We start from the raw sequence: 15200 nt of genomic DNA on the forward strand, positions 1-15200 counted from the left end.
CTGGACGGGGCGCTGACCCAGGTGAACAGCCTGCGTGCGGAGCTGGGTGCGGTGCAGGTGCGGTTCGAGTCCACTATCGACAACCTGAGCGTGAGTTCCGAGAACCTGTCGGATGCGCGTTCGCGGATCCGGGATGCGGACTTCGCGGCGGAGACGGCGGAGCTGACCCGCGCCCAGGTGCTGCAGCAGGCGGGTACCTCGGTGCTGTCGCAGGCCAATGCGGTTCCGCAGAACGTGCTGGCCCTGCTGCAGTAAGCTCGATCACTCGGGCTTCTGGTTGAGGGTGGATGGCGAGGTCGCCATCCACCCCTTCTGAAGAGGACAGCGATATGAGTGATGGAATCGGCAGTATCACATCACCGCTGGTGGCAGTGAACCCGCGCGGGGGCGAGGGGGCGAAGGCCCCAGGTCCCGGTGCGGGTCCTGTTCGTGGCGAGGGTCGGCCGGAGGCCGTCTCGCGTGCGGGCAGTGTCACGGAATCATCAGCTCCTAGTTCCACCGGACCTGCGATCGAGGCCATGGACATGGACGAGGTCAATCAGGTGGTGGAGTCGATCAATTCCTACCTGCAATCCACCAAGCGGGCGCTGGAGTTCAGCGTGGACGACACCAGTGGCCGCACGGTGATCACGGTAATGGATGGTGACCGGGAGCAGGTAATCCGGCAGATCCCGCCAGAGGCTGTGCTGGCCCTGGTGGAGCGCTTCCAGAGTGATCAGGAACTGGGTGGTACAGGCCTGGTGGATCAGGCCTGATGCCGTCCGGGGCGCGCCGCCCCGGTACGCATGACGGTGGCCAGAAGGGCCGGTCCCGGGTTCGGGGTCGGCCCTTTTTGGTTGTGTTGGCGGAGGGTTGCCGGACGCACGGCAAACAACTGCCGGCTGAGTCTAAAGCTGCGGGTTTTCCGGCCGTTACAGGCGCATAAAGAGGGCTAATCGAGCCCTCATTGCCTCAGCTTACGGGGCTTACAGGGAGGGGATAATGTCCCAGATCATCAACACCAATGTTCTGTCGCTGAACGCGCAGCGCAATCTGGGGAATTCCCAGGGTGCGCTGGCCCAGAGTCTGGAGCGTCTGTCCTCGGGCCTGCGGATTAATAGCGCCAAGGATGACGCGGCCGGTCTGGCCATTTCCGAGCGTTTCAGCACTCAGATTCGCGGTCTGAACCAGGCGGTGCGCAATTCCAACGACGGGATTTCGTTTGCGCAGACGGCTGAGGGCGCGCTGGGGACCGTGGGTGATGCGCTGCAGCGGGCACGCGAGCTGGCGGTGCAGGCGGCGAACGATTCCAACTCGGCCTCGGACCGTCAGGCGCTGAACGACGAGGTTCAGCAGCTGATGTCCGAGGTCTCGCGGATCGCCAACAGCACCGAGTTCAACGGTGGCCGTGTACTGGATGGCAGTGTGCAGGACCTGTTCTTCCAAGTGGGCGCGAACCAGGGCCAGACCATTGCGGTCAGCGGCGTGGACTCGAGGACCTCCGAGCTTGGTACAACCGAGGCGATCTCCGCCGCGCGATTCAGCCAGGAGCAGATCGAAGATGGATTCCAGTTCGTCGGACCTTTTGAGATCGTTCTTAACGAAGACGGGGCATTCACCGGTGAGGTGGTTACAGCGAGTTTTACTGGGCCGACCACGCTGGACGAGGTAGTGCGCGAGATCAACAGCGCGATCCAAGATGCCGCAGCAGGGAATAGCACTATCACCGATGCCGGCTTGAGTGCGGCTCTGCGCGTAGACAATGAGGGCAATACGGGGATCGTGATCAACGGGGCCTTTGATGCTGAATTCGACGTGCGCGATGACATTACGGTCACGGATTTGGACGGAGGTGCCCTGGCATATCCGGTCTTCGGTGATCCGGTGCCTGCAACCCAGGTCAACCTGAACGACATCGACGTAATCACCCGCGAGAGCGCTAGCCAGGCGATCGGTGCGCTGGACGGTGCGCTGACCCAGGTGAACAGCCTGCGTGCGGAGCTGGGTGCGGTGCAGGTGCGTTTCGAGTCCACCATTGACAACCTGGGTGTGAGTGCCGAGAACCTGTCGGACGCGCGTTCGCGGATCCGTGATGCCGACTTCGCGGCGGAGACGGCGGAGCTGACCCGCGCCCAGGTGCTGCAGCAGGCGGGTACCTCGGTGCTGTCGCAGGCCAATGCGATTCCGCAGAACGTGCTGGCCCTGCTGCAGTAAACGGGGCCGTGCGGGCCTTTGAATGATGGCCCGCACGGCCCCGGCACCGCTGGCGCCAGTCGAGAGCGCTGCCCCGGTTTCTATAGGCCGCATCCAAACGGGTGTGGCCTTTTGGTGTTGCAGCGGCGAAGATTTTTCGAAGTAGGGGATCAAGATTTGCGCTAGGCTGTCGTTATAGAAGGTGTACGTGCACAGAGGCGGTCGAGACGTCGACCTGCGAGGAGCAATACGATGGCAATCAGTGCGATGGGTGTGGGGTCCGGCCTGGATCTGAACCAGATTGTAGGCGACCTGCTGAACGCCGAACGCGTTCCCAAGGAGGAGCGCTTCAACCAGCGCGAAGAGCGTATCGAGGCGCAGATTTCGGCCTTCGGAAACCTGCGCAACGGGATCGAACAGCTCCAGGGTTCGCTGCTGTCTCTGTCTGGATTCGAACTGAATCAGACGGCCTCGATCTCCGACGAGAGCGTGGCAACCGTGAGTGCCGATGGCACCGCCGACAATGGCGCCTTCTCGCTGCAGGTGAACCAGCTGGCGCAGGCCCAGGCGCTCGCCACCACCGCTGGGGATTTTGCGGACGGTGATGCCGAGGTCGGGGCTGGGCAGCTGCAATTGCAGCTGGGGGATAGCAGCCCGGTGACGATCAATGTCGAGGAAGGCGACACGCTGCGCGATGTGCGCGATGCCATTAACGAGGCCGGCGCGGGCGTGCGTGCGTCCATTGTGAACGATGGTAACGGCGCGCGGCTGGTGCTGAACGCCTCCGAGACGGGGGCGGACAACACGATCTCGCTGACCGCGACCGAGGACCCGGCCGGTAGTGGCCTGTCGCGCCTGGATGGCAGCAACTTGGTCGAGACACGTGCGGCGCAGAATGCCGAGGCGGTAATCGACGGCGTGACCGTGACTAGCGCCACCAACACCCTGGACGACACCATCGAAGGCGTCACGATCGAATTGCAGGGCACCTCCGCGGCGCCGGCTACAGTCTCGGTGCGGGAAGATCAGAGCGCACTGCGAGAGGCTCTGCAGGGCTTTGTCGAGCAGTACAACACGCTGGTCGGACAAACCCGAGAACTGACGTCCTACAACGTGGAGGACGACGAGCCGTCGGTGTTGACGGGTGACAGTACCGTACGCGGCGTGCGCAGCCGCTTGAGCGAGGCCCTGCTGCAGCCGGCCGGAGTGCCGGATTCTGGGGTGCAGACGCTGGCCGAGCTGGGGATCGTCTCGAATCGCGATGGGACGCTGAATTTCGACACCAGTCGCTTTAATCAGGCGATGGATAACAACGACTTCGAAAGTATTTCGGAGGTAGTGCGTGAAGTCGGCGGGCGCATGGAAGAGGTCACCCGGACCTTCGTCGCACCGGATGGGCTGATCGGGAACCGTACCGACGGGCTGCGTGGCGACCTGGAGCGCATCGAACAGCAGCGGGAGCGGCTGGATGTCCGTCTCGAGCGTATGGAGAGCCGCCTCGTGGCACAGTTCTCGCGCATGGATACCGCCGTCGCGCAGATGCAGAGTACGGGTGACTTTCTGACCAGCCAGCTGGCGAATATGCCGCTGGCCCAGAACAATTCTCGTCGATAGTCGCGCCGCTTGGGCGAACGGATAACGGAGAGCAACACATGTACGGACCGGGCATGAATCGAGCGGTGAACCAGTACCGGCAGTCGGGCGCGCTGGCCGAGGCCCAGGTAGCGGACCCGTACCGGCTGATCCAGATGCTATTCGAGGGCGCGCTGGAGCGGATTGCCGTGGCCAAGGGTGCGATGCAGCAGGGCAATGTGGGCCTGAAAGGCGAGAAGATTGGCAAGGCGATCGATATCGTTGAGTCGCTGCGCGCGGTCCTGGATCACAAGCACAACCCTGAACTCTCCGGAAATCTGGATGCGCTCTATGAGTACATGAGCCGCCGCCTGTTGGAAGGCAATGCCCAGAACGATCCGGCCGCGTTGGACGAGGTGGCGAAATTACTCCGTGAGATCAAGTTCGGCTGGGATGAAATCCCGCCCGAACAGCGTCAGCGCAAGGCCGGGTGACGTTGAAGGTGTTGACCGAACCTCTTGCGCGTGCTGTCGTGCACTGATGACGCTGACACACGATTCCGATTCAGAAGCTGACAGCGCAACGCTGGAAGATGCAGTCGAAGCCGTCCATCGACTAATGGCTCAGGCGGTTGAGGAAGAGGAATGGGACCGCCTCGAAGACCTTGACCTAAAGGCTCGCATACTGATCGATCGTGCTTTCAGTGCGGAGCCGGTCCCGCTTCGTGATGACAGCGGGCTGACCCTGCGCGAGGCGTTAGAAGCGCTTTCTCGCTTTTATCAGGAAACCTTGCCTGAGCTAGCCGACCGCCGCAGTAATGCGGGGCGTCAGTTGCGCGAGTTGCGGGCCGGGCGGCGGGGTACCGACGCCTACAAAAGCACGCGCCAGCACTCCATGCGCTCTGGGCCCCTAAAGCCCGGTGAGTGAACGGCATCCGAGCGCCGTATGGCGTTTCTCTATGGCGTTGGCCATAGCCCTGATCAACGGTTCGCGTTGAGGGGACGCCTGACCCCGTCGTTCCTGCTGACTTTCCCAGCGTTATAACCTATATCCCGGACCGAAGGCACGAGGAGGAGAAGAGCCATCGTGTTGAGGTGCGCGTGTCGACGGGTGAATGCGGTCTTGGTATCAGACACCGTGGTTGGCGCGACGGACGGTTTGGACGCTGGGGAGGGATTGGAGGCGGTCGAAGAGGTTACTGAGTTCGCCGAGGTCGCTGTATTCGGCTTCCAGTTCCATGCGGACGCTGCGGTCGTCGCGGTCGGTGCGGGTGTTGACGCGGAGCAGGTTGATGCCGCATTCGGAAAAGGCGCTGCCGACCTCGCCGAGCAGGCCGGGGCGGTCATGGGCTTCCAACTCGAGCGTGATGAGTTCGCTTTCAGGCTCGTCACCCCAGGAGACAGGGATCAGGCGGCCGCGCTTTTCGTCCGGCAAGTGAAGGATATTGACGCAGTCGCTGCGATGGACGGAGACGCCCGCACCGCGTGTGATGAAGCCAACGATGGGGTCGCCAGGATGCGGATCGCAGCAGCGCGCGCGGGTGGTTAGCAGGCCGCCAACGCCGCGGATTCGGATGTCGTCCTGTGCCTCGCGTGGCCCCTGCGGTGCTGTGTGCGTTTCCTGCTTCGGTGTGGCGGGTTGTCCTTCTGGCTCCGTCGCCGCTTTTGCTCGGGCCTCGCGGAGCTGTTGGGCGATCCGTCCGGCGATCTGTGCCGTGGTGATGTCACCAGCGCCCAATGCGATCAGGAGCTCGTCGAACGTCTGGTACTTCATCGCGCCGGCCAGGGCGTCCCGGTCGAGATCGGCGCCGCAGCCAAGGCGGTGGCATTCGCGATCGAGCAGGTGCTTGCCAGTGGCCAGGTGTTCGTCCTGGTGCTGCTGGCGGAACCAGGTGCGGACCTTGGAGCGGGCGCGGGCGGTATTCAGATAGCCGAGGTTGGGGTTGAGCCAGTCACGGCTGGGGCCGCCCTCCCGGGTGGTCAGGACCTCCACGCGTTCGCCTGATTTGAGCCGGTAGGTGAGGGGGACGATGTGGCCGTCCACCTTTGCGCCGCGGCAGCGATGGCCGACCTCGGTATGCACGGCGTAGGCGAAATCCAGGGGCGTCGCGCCCTGGGACAGGTCCAGAACTTCGCCCTGGGGGGTAAGAACGAACACGCGCTGGTGCAGGGGCTCGCTCTGGATCTCGTCCAGCAGGTTCTGGTCGGAGCTTTCCGCCGATTCCAGCAGCTGGCGCAGGTTGGCAATGGCGCGGTTGAGGGCCTGATCCTCGCGCCCGCCTTCCTTGTAGCGCCAGTGGGCGGCGACCCCGAGCTCGGCGAAGTCGTCCATCTCGCGGGTGCGGATCTGCACTTCGACGACCTTGCCCTCGGGGCCCACCACGGCGGTATGGAGCGACTGGTAGCCGTTGGCTTTCGGATTGGCGATGTAGTCGTCGAACTCGCTGGGCAAATGGCGCCAGTCGTTATGCACGATACCGAGCACGGTATAGCAGGTCGCCAGCTGTTCGACGATCACGCGGGTTGCGCGTAGGTCGTAGAGTTCGGAGAGCGAGGTCCGCTTGCGCTGCATCTTCTTCCAGATGCTGTAGATGTGCTTGGGCCTGCCAAATACACGAGCTTCGATCCCTTGGGTCTTCAGGCGGTCCTGAAGGGTTTGGGCGAACTGTTCGACGTAGGTCTCGCGCTCGGTGCGGTTTTCCTCCAGGCCCCGGGCGATATCCCGATAGGTTTCCGGCTCCAGGATTCGCAGGGCGAGGTCCTCCATTTCCCACTTGAGCTGGCCGACGCCGAGCCGGTTGGCAAGTGGGGCGATGACATCCAGGGTTTCCTGGGCCAGGACGCGAGCGTTGTCATCTGGTTCGCGCACCAGCAGTCGAAGGTGTTGGACGCGGAACGCCAGCTTGATCAACACGGCACGTACGTCGTCCACCATGGCCATCAGCATTCGCCGCAGGCGTTCCGCTTGCTCGGGGCGACCGGCCGGTGTTTCGAAGCGACGACGGACCAACGCCGCGACGTTTGTCGTCAGCCGGGCAATGGCCGTTCCGAAGCGCTGCTCGAGCTGGGCAGGCTTAAGCGCATCCGCGAGATAGACCGGGACCAGCAGCGTTGCAATCAGCGTTTGGCGATCCACGTTGAGGTGGCGCAGGATCTCGGCCACATCCAGGGGGTGCGACTCGAGGCCGGAGGTCTCCACCGTTTCGAGGGCCCGATCCAGTGCCTCGGCCAGTTGTTCGCCGGAGGCGTCTTCCAGGGGTTGATGGCCCGCGAAGTGTCGCAGCAATGCGTCTCGGTCGAGCCCCTGGAGATCCGTGTTGGTCAGCAGCGAATGGCGCATGAAGGTTGTCGTCGGAGCGAAGGGAGAGTCGTATTGTACGGAACCCCGAAGCCTGGTGAGTGGCTTGCGAAGGAGAATGGCGGCGGTCAGGATCGGGGGTATGGTCAATCTGTTCAAGATTCTGCTTCTCTTGGGGCTAGGCTACGCCCTGGTGGTCGGGCTGATGTTCGTGACCCAGGACCGCCTGGTGTATATGCCCTCCAGCACGATTTCCGGTACACCCGAGCGCGTGGGGCTGGACTATGAAGATGTTCACCTCACTGCGGAGGATGGTGTGCGCCTTCATGGCTGGTTCCTGCCCGGGCCCAATGATGATTCGCCGGCACTGCTTTTCCTGCATGGCAACGCCGGCAATATCGGGCATCGGCTGCACTCGCTGCAGCAGTTCCACGAGCTGGGCATGGCGGTATTGATTATCGATTATCGCGGCTATGGGCGAAGTGCCGGGCGCCCTGATGAGCAGGGGACCTATGCCGATGCGCGTGCAGCCTGGCGCTACCTGGTAGAGGAACGCGCATTCCCGTCCGAGGCGGTAGTCCTGTTCGGGCGCTCGCTGGGTGCGGCTGTAGCGGCGGACCTGGCGACGGAGGTGCAGCCGGGTGCGGTGATCCTGGAATCCGCGTTTACCTCAGCGGCGGACCTGGGTGCCCGCCACTACCCCTGGCTACCCGTTCGGGCGTTGCTGCGTCACCAGTACGACGCCCTGGATCGTGTGGAAAGGATCAAGGCACCCATTCTTCTGGCCCACAGTCGAGAAGACGAAATCGTCCCCTTCAGTCACACCGAAAGGCTGCAGGCTGTAGCGCCGGATGCCCGGGTACTGGAGATGCAGGGTGGTCACAACGACGGGTTTTTGGCCACTGGCGAGGCCTATATCGAGGGACTTCGCACGTTCTTGCAGGAAGCGGGGCTCTCACTTGCCAGCCCCTGAAAGGTGTCATGAACGGGGCCCGTGTCTCCGGCGCAGGAGATTGGTAGACTTCGCGGCTGTTTTGGTCGGAATGGATGCCCCTGGCGCCACGGAATGAGCGAACCCACCGTAACCAGCCCGTTGAAGGTGACGTATTGCCGAGACGATTCTCCGGAATCGGCTACGGCATCCGTGGTCATACGGTTTGGGGCGGCCAGTGGTGTCGAGTGCCTACCCGAGCGGATAGAGATTCAAGTTGGGTTGCAGCCGTTGGGGCGTGATACCGATTGGTTGGAATGCTGGTCACTACCGCACGGGGCCGCTTGCGATACGGGGGAGATCGGTGCGCTGACCTACCTCCGAAGCGGGGGGTGCCTGATTGGATGTTGGTTTCATGCCCTGGATGCCACGACCGACCCCGAACCTCTGACCGAGCGCGCCTACCAAGAGATTCTGGCAGGTTGCCAGGCGTTGGGCTTCGAGCACCTGGTGCGGGTCTGGAACTACTTTCCCGCGATCAATGAACCGGTCGCCGAACAGGAACGGTATCGAGGATTCTGCAGCGGCCGTGCACGGGTGTTCGAGTCTCTACCGGAGTACGAACGAAATCTCCCAGCGGCGACCGCCATCGGTACGCATGCCGACGGTCTGCTGATTTACTTCATTGCCACTCAGGAGGCGGCGGCTCGCATCGAGAACCCGCGCCAGGTGAGCGCCTACCGCTATCCGCGACAGTATGGTCCGCGCAGCCCGTCATTCGCGCGTGCCAGCCTATGGCAGTCGGGTCCCGAGTCGGCCGAACTGTTCATCTCGGGCACGGCGAGTATCGTAGGACATGAGAGCCGTCATGCTGGCGATCTAGAGGCGCAGATTGATGAGAGTCTGCGCAATATCGGGGTGCTGTTGGAGGAGGCTGCGACGCACCATCCTGTCGGCGTCGAAGGGCCGAAAGCGCTCTCGATGCTCAAGGTTTATCTGCGTCATGCCAAAGATGCGCCTGCCGCCGAGCGCCACCTGCGTACCCGTCTCGGTGATGACGTACCGTGCCTGTTGTTACATGGCGATATCTGCCGAGAAGAATTGCTGGTCGAGATCGAGGGCCTTTACTCCGAGCATCGTCCGGAACCACTGGCGTCGCCCTGAAGCGCCGCAGTCCCCTCAAACATTGATGTCGGATGGGTTGTGCGCGCCGCTGGGGCCGCAATAACCGGTCCCAAGCCTGGGAGCATATGGAATGCCGCAATCGACGAAGAAACCACATCCGGTCCTGAAGGATTACTACGGGGACGAGGAGAGTCGTCGCGCGTACGTCGACGACCTGTTCGACCGTACCGCGCCTTACTACGATCGAATCCTGCGCGTCGGTTTCTTTGGTACGGGGCAGGCCTACCGTCGCTTTGTGCTGAAGAAATCCGGGTTGAAGGCCGGGATGAAGGTGCTGGATGTAGCCACCGGGACCGGGCCGGTGGCGCAGGAGATCCGCAAGGTCGTCGGCGACGATCATCTGACCTGTGTGGATCCCAGTCGCGGCATGATGGATATCGCCCGCACCAAGATGGATGCCACCTTCATCCAGAGTCTGGGCGAGCAAATGCCCTTGCCAGAACGCGAATTCGACCGGCTATACATGGGCTACGGGCTGCGCCACGTGCGCGATCTGCACGAGTTGTTCAGCGAATACTTCCGGGTGTTGAAGCCCGGTGGTCGCTGCACGATCCTGGAAGTCTCGCGCCCACGGACCAAGCGCCAGTTTGCGCTCGCGCGTTTTTACTTTCGTGACTTTGTCCCGTTCGTAGGCAAGGTCCTGACTCGAGATCCGGACGGGCACCTGCTGATGCGCTATTTCTGGGACACGATTGATCAGTGCGTGCCGCCGGAGGAGATCCAGGACACCCTGCGCGCGGTCGGCTTTGAGGATGTCCAGCGCGACGTCCAGCTCGGCGTGTTCAGCGCTTATACGGCCACACGCCCGGCCGAATGATCCAGGTGGTCCGTTGGCATGTCTGAAAGTGAAGGCCGCACCGGGTTTCAAGCGCAACGCGATCGGTGCCTGGATGGGGGAGGCGCTTAAGCGGCAGGCGCAGGCTCCACCGGAGAAAGGTCGTGCCAATCAGGCAGTGTTGAGCGGCTGGCAAGCGAACTGGGAACTTCCAAGACGGCCATCCAACTCGTGGCCGGTGCGCCGCCGCGCATCAAGACCGTGTCGGTGGATGGCGGGTCTGAGGCGGATCTTCGCCGCGCGCTATCCTGAACCTGAACCCCTATTGCTGGGTACCGCCAACTTCGACAGGAATTACGGATGAATCGACTGACGATTACTCGACCGGACGATTGGCACCTGCACCTACGCGACGGGGATGTGCTGGCGTCGGTGTTGCCGGATACCGCGCGTCGCTTCCACCGCGCGATCATCATGCCTAACCTGAAGCCGCCCGTGACCACGGTGGAGGCGGCCGCGGACTATCGCGACCGGATCCTGGCGGCCCTGCCGGATGAGGCCGATTTCGAGCCATTGATGACGCTGTACCTGACCGAGGGCACCACGCCGGAGATGATCGAGGCGGCGAAGGCCTCGGGTTTTATTCATGGCGTGAAGTTGTACCCCGCTGGGGCCACCACCAATGCGGCCAGTGGCGTGACCGATATCCGGCGTTGTTACCCCGTGTTCGAGGCTATGCAACGGTTGGATCTGCCTTTGCTGGTTCATGGTGAGGTGACCGATCCGGATGTGGATATCTTCGATCGGGAGGCGGTGTTCATCGAACGCCATCTGGAACCCCTGATCCGTGATTTTCCAGACCTGCGGGTTGTGCTGGAGCACATCACCACTGAATCGGCCGTGCAGTTCGTCCAGGATGCGCCCGCGAACGTGGGATCCACCATTACGCCCCAACATTTGCTATACAACCGCAATGCGCTGTTTGCAGGTGGTATGCGCCCGCATCACTTCTGCCTGCCGATCCTGAAGCGTGAACGCCATCGCAAGGCTCTGGTGGAAGCAGCGACCAGTGGACACCCGCGTTTCTTCCTGGGGACCGACAGCGCACCGCATCCGCGTCACGCGAAGGAGTCGGCCTGTGGTTGTGCGGGCATCTATTCGGCCCACGCAGCCATCGAGCTGTATGCCGAGGTGTTCGCGGCAGCGAACGCCCTGGACCGCCTGGAAGGGTTTGCCAGCCACTTCGGCGCGGACTTCTATCGCCTTCCGCGCAACACCGACACGCTAACGCTGGAACGTGCGCCCTGGACCGTGCCCGAGGCCGTCCTGTTCGGGCACGATCCCGGCGTGCCGTTACGCGCGGGGGAGTCGATCGGTTGGCAGCTAGCCCGGTAGCTGGGCGAACGAACCCTGTTCGCCATGGATGGTCAGCAGAGATAGACAAGTGAATTGAAACAAGAGGATGGACACATGACCGAACCCAATGTGCAACGCGGAACCCTGTGGTTCTGGATGGCCATCAGCTTGGGTGTGGCTCTACTGATTGTCGCACTGGGCGTCGGGCTGGAACCGGCCGGTGCCGCCATCCTGCGCGCGCCTCTGAGTTCGCCGGCCGCCGGAGCGCTGGGCTTTGGCCTGCTGATGGTCTGGGCGGCGTATGCCTATGCCTTGTCCGCGGGGCGCGCCGCGGGTAGCCAGGAGATGGGGGTGGTCATCCTCAACCTGGGGCTCCCGGTGGCGCTGATCCTGCTGTGGCGGGCTGAACTAAACGCCCTGGCGTTTTTCGTGGCGCTGGGTTGGGCGCTTACGCTGGGTGGCATGGCCATGCGCCTGTTCCGCCGAGAGGCCCTCGCGGGAATCATGATGCTGCCACTGATCGGTGTCAGCATGACGGCGATCCTGTTGTCCTTGACGCTTTGGATGGTGCCTGCTGCGACCGGGAACACCTGAAGTCTAAACGGACCGCTCTGGATGTTGCTGACCGAGGTACAAAGCGAGGCTCGATTGGCCAACGCTGCGCAACGCGGCGAGTTTGACGGCTTGCCCGGAGCCGGGCGGCCCCTGGTGCTGGATGACGATAGCGCAGTGCCGAAAGAACTGCGCATGGCCTATCGGGTGATGAAGAACGCGGGCTACGTTCCCGAGGCCGTACGCCTGCGGGGCGAGGTGGCCTCGGCTGAGGCCATCCTGCAGGCTGCGGATGATGACGCGGCGCGCCAACAGGCCGCGCGCCGCCTGCGTCTGTTGCTGGATCGCCTGAATCGCAGCGAAGAAGGGCGCGGGATGATCTCCGAATCGGGCTATTTCCAAGCCCTGTGTGAACGGATGGATGGTCCCGAGCGATGATGAGTCCGCTCCACGGCCCGGTGCGGGGTCGGGGCGCGACCATCGACCCAGATGCCCGCTTTGAACCGACCCGCCGCGAGGCCTTCGACGACGGTTGGGTAGGCGACGATGATGCCCCAACACCGCTGCGCACTGAGGTCACGGTCGAGCATCCGCGCAGGGTCCTGTCGTGGAATCAGTCGCCGGATGTCCCATTCGAACTGTCGCTTAACCCGTATCGGGGCTGTGAGCATGGATGTTCCTACTGCTTTGCGCGCCCTGCGCATGCCTATGTGGGGTTGTCACCCGGTCTGGATTTCGAGAGCCGGTTGTTTGCAAAAGTCGGTGCCGCCGACTGTCTGCGGCGAGAGTTGGCGCGGCCATCGCACCGTGTAACGCCCCTGGCACTGGGGATTAACACGGATGCCTACCAACCCATCGAACGCGAATGGCGGATCACGCGAGAGATTCTCGAAGTGCTGGCCGCCACCAGGCACCCGGTTTCCATTGTCACCAAGTCCGCCTTGGTGGAGCGCGATCTCGACCTGCTGGCGCCGATGGCCGAACGCGGGCTGGCGCAGGTCGCCATCTCGGTAACCACGCTGGACCGCGGACTTTCGCGCCATCTTGAGCCGCGCGCAGCCGCGCCCCAGCGACGCCTGCAGACAATCGAACGCCTGACGGCAGCTGGAGTGCCTGTGAGCCTTCTGGTCGCGCCCCTGATTCCGGTGCTCACCGATGGTGAACTGGAAACGCTGCTGGATGCGGGGGCAGCGGCGGGCGCGGTGGGCGCGGGCTATGTCCTGTTGCGTCTGCCCCGCGAGGTGGCACCAGTGTTCGAGGACTGGTTGCGGACCCACTATCCGCTAAAGGCCGAGCACATCCTGCAGCGTCTGCGCGAGGCGCACGGAGGCCAACTGTATGATTCGACCTTCGGGCACCGGATGCGTGGCGGTGGTCCCTATGCCGAGGTCCTGCGCCAACGATTTCGGTTGGCACGGCGGCGGGCCGGTCTCGCCGGGCGCCTGGTCGAGCTCGACTGCACCCAGTTCGAGCCGCCCATCGACAGGGCCAATAGACGCGACGACAACCAGATGGATCTATTCTGAGACCGATCGTGGGCGGGCCGATTTCGACGTAACCGGCAGCGTCTTGCGGCCAATCTGGTTTACAGTAAGTACCTCGCGAACAAAGAACGAGTCATGCCGGACACGACCATAGCTAAAAATCGCAGCGTGGCTTGGTGGGGGCGCCGGGCCCTTTCTTCAGGTCAGCACGGACGCTGGTCCATCGGGCCGCTGGACTTGTGGCTGCTCCACGGGCCACAGGAGTGGCAAATGGTGACGGAGCGTCCTCGTGACCCGGCCGATGCGACCCTCGCGGTCGATGTGCCGTGCGCGGATGAGTTTCCCGCCGATGCAAAGGGGTTGCTTCGCTTCGCGGGCGCCGCGGCCGATGTGAAGCCGGAGTTGCGAGTGGCACTGGCCGATCGGCCCATGGTGAGTCGGCCGCAGAATCCGTTTTATGTCCCCGCGCAGGGGCAGGTCACGCTTTACCTGAGCTCGCCCGTCTGGGTGCAAGTGCATCTGGGTGATGCCATGGTGCAGGAATTTCCCGTCTACACGCCCTCGGATACCTGGTTCGGGCCAAGCACCGTGAATGGGGAGCTTTGTTATGCGACCCGTACCCAGGCCCGGCTTGAGTTGGCCGATGTACCCGAGCGGCCGCATCGTGTCGTCACGCCCCTGACGGTGGTGAACAAGGCGCCCGATGCCTTGTTTCTGGAGCGAGTCAATCTGCCGGTGCCGCGGTTGCCGGTCTATGCCGACGACCATAATCGGCTGTGGACACCGGCGGTCCGGATGGAGCGGGAGGCCGACCGCGACATGGCGGCGATGAAGATCGACTCCACCCCCCCCGCGGCGGCGAGCGGGGCCCAGCGTATTGCCGAGCCCCGAGAGATCGGGGGGCGGCACTTGATGGTCCGGGCGTTTAGCGCCCTGTTCCAATAGGGAGCATTCGGCTGCGATGAACGAATGGCTGCAAACCATCCAGGCCTTTGTTACTAGCGAGGCCTTTGTTGCCACGCTGAGGGCGGCGGTCTACCTGCTGGTGGGGCTCCTGGTGGCACGACTGGTGTCGCGCGGTCTGGGCCGTTTGCTAGAGGACAAACTCGACGCGCAGCAGATCATGCTGGTGCGACGCATCAGCTTCTACCTGATTGTGCTGCTGGTGCTGGCCTCGGCGATGCGCGAGTTGGGCTTCGATCTGACGGTGCTCCTGGGGGCCGCGGGGATCCTCACGGTCGCACTCGGCTTTGCATCCCAGACTTCGGCCTCGAACCTGATCTCCGGGTTGTTCCTGATCGGGGAACGACCGTTTTCCGTGGGGGATGTCATCAAGGTCGGGGATGCGACCGGGGAGGTGTTGTCGATAGATCCGCTGTCGGTGAAGTTGCGCACCTTCGACAACCTGATGGTGCGCGTGCCTAACGAAAGCCTGGTCAAGTCCCAGCTCACCAACCTCAGCCGTTTCCCGATTCGCCGCCTGGATATGCAGATTGGCGTGGCCTATCACACTGATCTCAAGCAGTTACGGGATGTTCTGATGGAGGTCGCGGAAGGCAACCCGGTGTGCCTGGAAGAGCCTAAACCGTTGTTCATCTTCCTTGAATACGGCGACTCCGCGTTGAAGATTCAACTTTCGGTCTGGGCACGACGGGAGAAGTTTCTGGACCTGCGCAATTCCATGCATCTGGATGTGAAGGCGGCCCTCGACGCGGTCGGTATCGAGATCCCGTTTCCGCAGCGCACACTGGGCGGGCTTTCCGCCGGTGCGCTGCCGGTGCGAATCGTGGATAACGTCCCCGAGGCGGAGCTGCCGGATGCAGTAGCCGATCCTGATGCAGCGGACACGCCCAGCGCCAGCAATCGAGACTAGGCC

At 63.1% G+C, this 15200-nt stretch carries 15 protein-coding genes and 2 pseudogenes; 16 read left to right on the plus strand and 1 reads right to left on the minus strand.

Features of this window, described 5'->3' with window-relative positions; all coding sequences use genetic code 11:
- The 6 genes and pseudogenes from D002_RS12995 to D002_RS0100970 all read left to right on the plus strand — a co-directional run.
- Positions 1-255: flagellin (locus tag D002_RS12995; RefSeq protein ID WP_018140043.1), on the plus strand; the 255-nt coding region annotated here is incomplete at its 5' end.
- Positions 256-485: 230 nt separating this feature from the next.
- Positions 486-755, plus strand: a pseudogene (locus tag D002_RS13915) (flagellar protein FlaG); the annotation flags it as partial.
- 226 nt (positions 756-981) lie between these two features.
- Positions 982-2193: a flagellin gene (locus tag D002_RS0100955; protein ID WP_018140045.1), complete on the plus strand. Its 1212-nt coding sequence runs from the start codon at positions 982-984 to the stop codon at positions 2191-2193.
- A 231-nt stretch (positions 2194-2424) separates the two neighbouring features.
- Positions 2425-3786, plus strand: a complete 1362-nt coding sequence (fliD, locus tag D002_RS0100960) for a flagellar filament capping protein FliD (RefSeq protein ID WP_018140046.1) — start codon at positions 2425-2427, stop codon at positions 3784-3786.
- A gap of 38 nt (positions 3787-3824) precedes the next feature.
- Positions 3825-4238: a flagellar export chaperone FliS gene (gene fliS, locus D002_RS0100965; protein ID WP_018140047.1), complete on the plus strand. Its 414-nt coding sequence runs from the start codon at positions 3825-3827 to the stop codon at positions 4236-4238.
- 46 nt (positions 4239-4284) lie between these two features.
- Entirely contained in the window at positions 4285-4671 is a 387-nt protein-coding gene (locus D002_RS0100970) for a flagellar protein FliT (protein ID WP_026181423.1), read from the plus strand.
- Positions 4672-4872: 201 nt separating this feature from the next.
- On the opposite strand, the gene D002_RS0100975 is transcribed toward D002_RS0100970, so the two are convergent.
- Positions 4873-7083, minus strand: coding sequence for a bifunctional (p)ppGpp synthetase/guanosine-3',5'-bis(diphosphate) 3'-pyrophosphohydrolase (locus tag D002_RS0100975; RefSeq protein ID WP_018140049.1), 2211 nt, complete (start codon positions 7081-7083; stop codon positions 4873-4875).
- A gap of 100 nt (positions 7084-7183) precedes the next feature.
- On the opposite strand from D002_RS0100975, the gene D002_RS0100980 reads away from it, so the two are divergent.
- The 10 genes and pseudogenes from D002_RS0100980 to D002_RS0101020 all read left to right on the plus strand — a co-directional run bounded on the left by D002_RS0100980 (position 7184) and on the right by D002_RS0101020 (position 15197).
- Complete coding sequence (locus tag D002_RS0100980; RefSeq protein ID WP_018140050.1) at positions 7184-8014, plus strand: alpha/beta hydrolase; 831 nt, start codon at positions 7184-7186, stop codon at positions 8012-8014.
- Positions 8015-8107: 93 nt separating this feature from the next.
- Positions 8108-9136, plus strand: coding sequence for a hypothetical protein (locus D002_RS0100985; RefSeq protein WP_026181424.1), 1029 nt, complete (start codon positions 8108-8110; stop codon positions 9134-9136).
- A 91-nt stretch (positions 9137-9227) separates the two neighbouring features.
- Positions 9228-9974, plus strand: a complete 747-nt coding sequence (locus D002_RS0100990; protein WP_018140052.1) for a class I SAM-dependent methyltransferase — start codon at positions 9228-9230, stop codon at positions 9972-9974.
- A 13-nt stretch (positions 9975-9987) separates the two neighbouring features.
- Positions 9988-10244 (plus strand): annotated as a pseudogene (locus D002_RS13820) (DUF167 domain-containing protein).
- A 48-nt stretch (positions 10245-10292) separates the two neighbouring features.
- Positions 10293-11327, plus strand: a complete 1035-nt coding sequence (pyrC, locus tag D002_RS0100995; RefSeq protein WP_018140053.1) for a dihydroorotase — start codon at positions 10293-10295, stop codon at positions 11325-11327.
- 75 nt (positions 11328-11402) lie between these two features.
- Positions 11403-11882, plus strand: a complete 480-nt coding sequence (locus D002_RS0101000; protein WP_018140054.1) for a hypothetical protein — start codon at positions 11403-11405, stop codon at positions 11880-11882.
- 21 nt (positions 11883-11903) lie between these two features.
- The gene (locus tag D002_RS0101005; protein ID WP_018140055.1) at positions 11904-12278 is read left to right on the plus strand and encodes a DnaJ family domain-containing protein; all 375 of its coding nucleotides are present in this window, start codon (positions 11904-11906) and stop codon (positions 12276-12278) included.
- The gene (locus D002_RS0101010) at positions 12278-13366 is read left to right on the plus strand and encodes a PA0069 family radical SAM protein (protein WP_026181425.1); all 1089 of its coding nucleotides are present in this window, start codon (positions 12278-12280) and stop codon (positions 13364-13366) included. Before D002_RS0101005 ends, D002_RS0101010 begins: the two co-directional genes overlap by 1 nt.
- Before the next feature lie 93 nt (positions 13367-13459).
- Complete coding sequence (locus D002_RS0101015; protein ID WP_051068443.1) at positions 13460-14269, plus strand: hypothetical protein; 810 nt, start codon at positions 13460-13462, stop codon at positions 14267-14269.
- A 16-nt stretch (positions 14270-14285) separates the two neighbouring features.
- Entirely contained in the window at positions 14286-15197 is a 912-nt protein-coding gene (locus D002_RS0101020; RefSeq protein ID WP_018140058.1) for a mechanosensitive ion channel family protein, read from the plus strand.
- Positions 15198-15200: the final 3 nt, after the last annotated feature.

The organism is Thioalkalivibrio sp. ALJ7, assembly GCF_000376865.1.
Taxonomy (GTDB): Bacteria; Pseudomonadota; Gammaproteobacteria; order Ectothiorhodospirales; family Ectothiorhodospiraceae; genus Thioalkalivibrio.

Excerpts from the sequence above, each read along its gene's own strand:
- D002_RS0100955 (WP_018140045.1), top strand. The coding sequence starts at position 982 with ATGTCCCAGATCATCAACACCAATGTTCTGTCGCTGAACGCGCAGCGC.
- fliD (WP_018140046.1), top strand. The coding sequence starts at position 2,425 with ATGGCAATCAGTGCGATGGGTGTGGGGTCCGGCCTGGATCTGAACCAG.
- fliS (WP_018140047.1), top strand. The coding sequence starts at position 3,825 with ATGTACGGACCGGGCATGAATCGAGCGGTGAACCAGTACCGGCAGTCG.
- D002_RS0100970 (WP_026181423.1), top strand. The coding sequence starts at position 4,285 with ATGACGCTGACACACGATTCCGATTCAGAAGCTGACAGCGCAACGCTG.
- D002_RS0100975 (WP_018140049.1), bottom strand. The coding sequence starts at position 7,083 with ATGCGCCATTCGCTGCTGACCAACACGGATCTCCAGGGGCTCGACCGA.
- D002_RS0100980 (WP_018140050.1), top strand. The coding sequence starts at position 7,184 with ATGGTCAATCTGTTCAAGATTCTGCTTCTCTTGGGGCTAGGCTACGCC.
- D002_RS0100985 (WP_026181424.1), top strand. The coding sequence starts at position 8,108 with ATGAGCGAACCCACCGTAACCAGCCCGTTGAAGGTGACGTATTGCCGA.
- D002_RS0100990 (WP_018140052.1), top strand. The coding sequence starts at position 9,228 with ATGCCGCAATCGACGAAGAAACCACATCCGGTCCTGAAGGATTACTAC.
- pyrC (WP_018140053.1), top strand. The coding sequence starts at position 10,293 with ATGAATCGACTGACGATTACTCGACCGGACGATTGGCACCTGCACCTA.
- D002_RS0101000 (WP_018140054.1), top strand. The coding sequence starts at position 11,403 with ATGACCGAACCCAATGTGCAACGCGGAACCCTGTGGTTCTGGATGGCC.
- D002_RS0101005 (WP_018140055.1), top strand. The coding sequence starts at position 11,904 with ATGTTGCTGACCGAGGTACAAAGCGAGGCTCGATTGGCCAACGCTGCG.
- D002_RS0101010 (WP_026181425.1), top strand. The coding sequence starts at position 12,278 with ATGAGTCCGCTCCACGGCCCGGTGCGGGGTCGGGGCGCGACCATCGAC.
- D002_RS0101015 (WP_051068443.1), top strand. The coding sequence starts at position 13,460 with ATGCCGGACACGACCATAGCTAAAAATCGCAGCGTGGCTTGGTGGGGG.
- D002_RS0101020 (WP_018140058.1), top strand. The coding sequence starts at position 14,286 with ATGAACGAATGGCTGCAAACCATCCAGGCCTTTGTTACTAGCGAGGCC.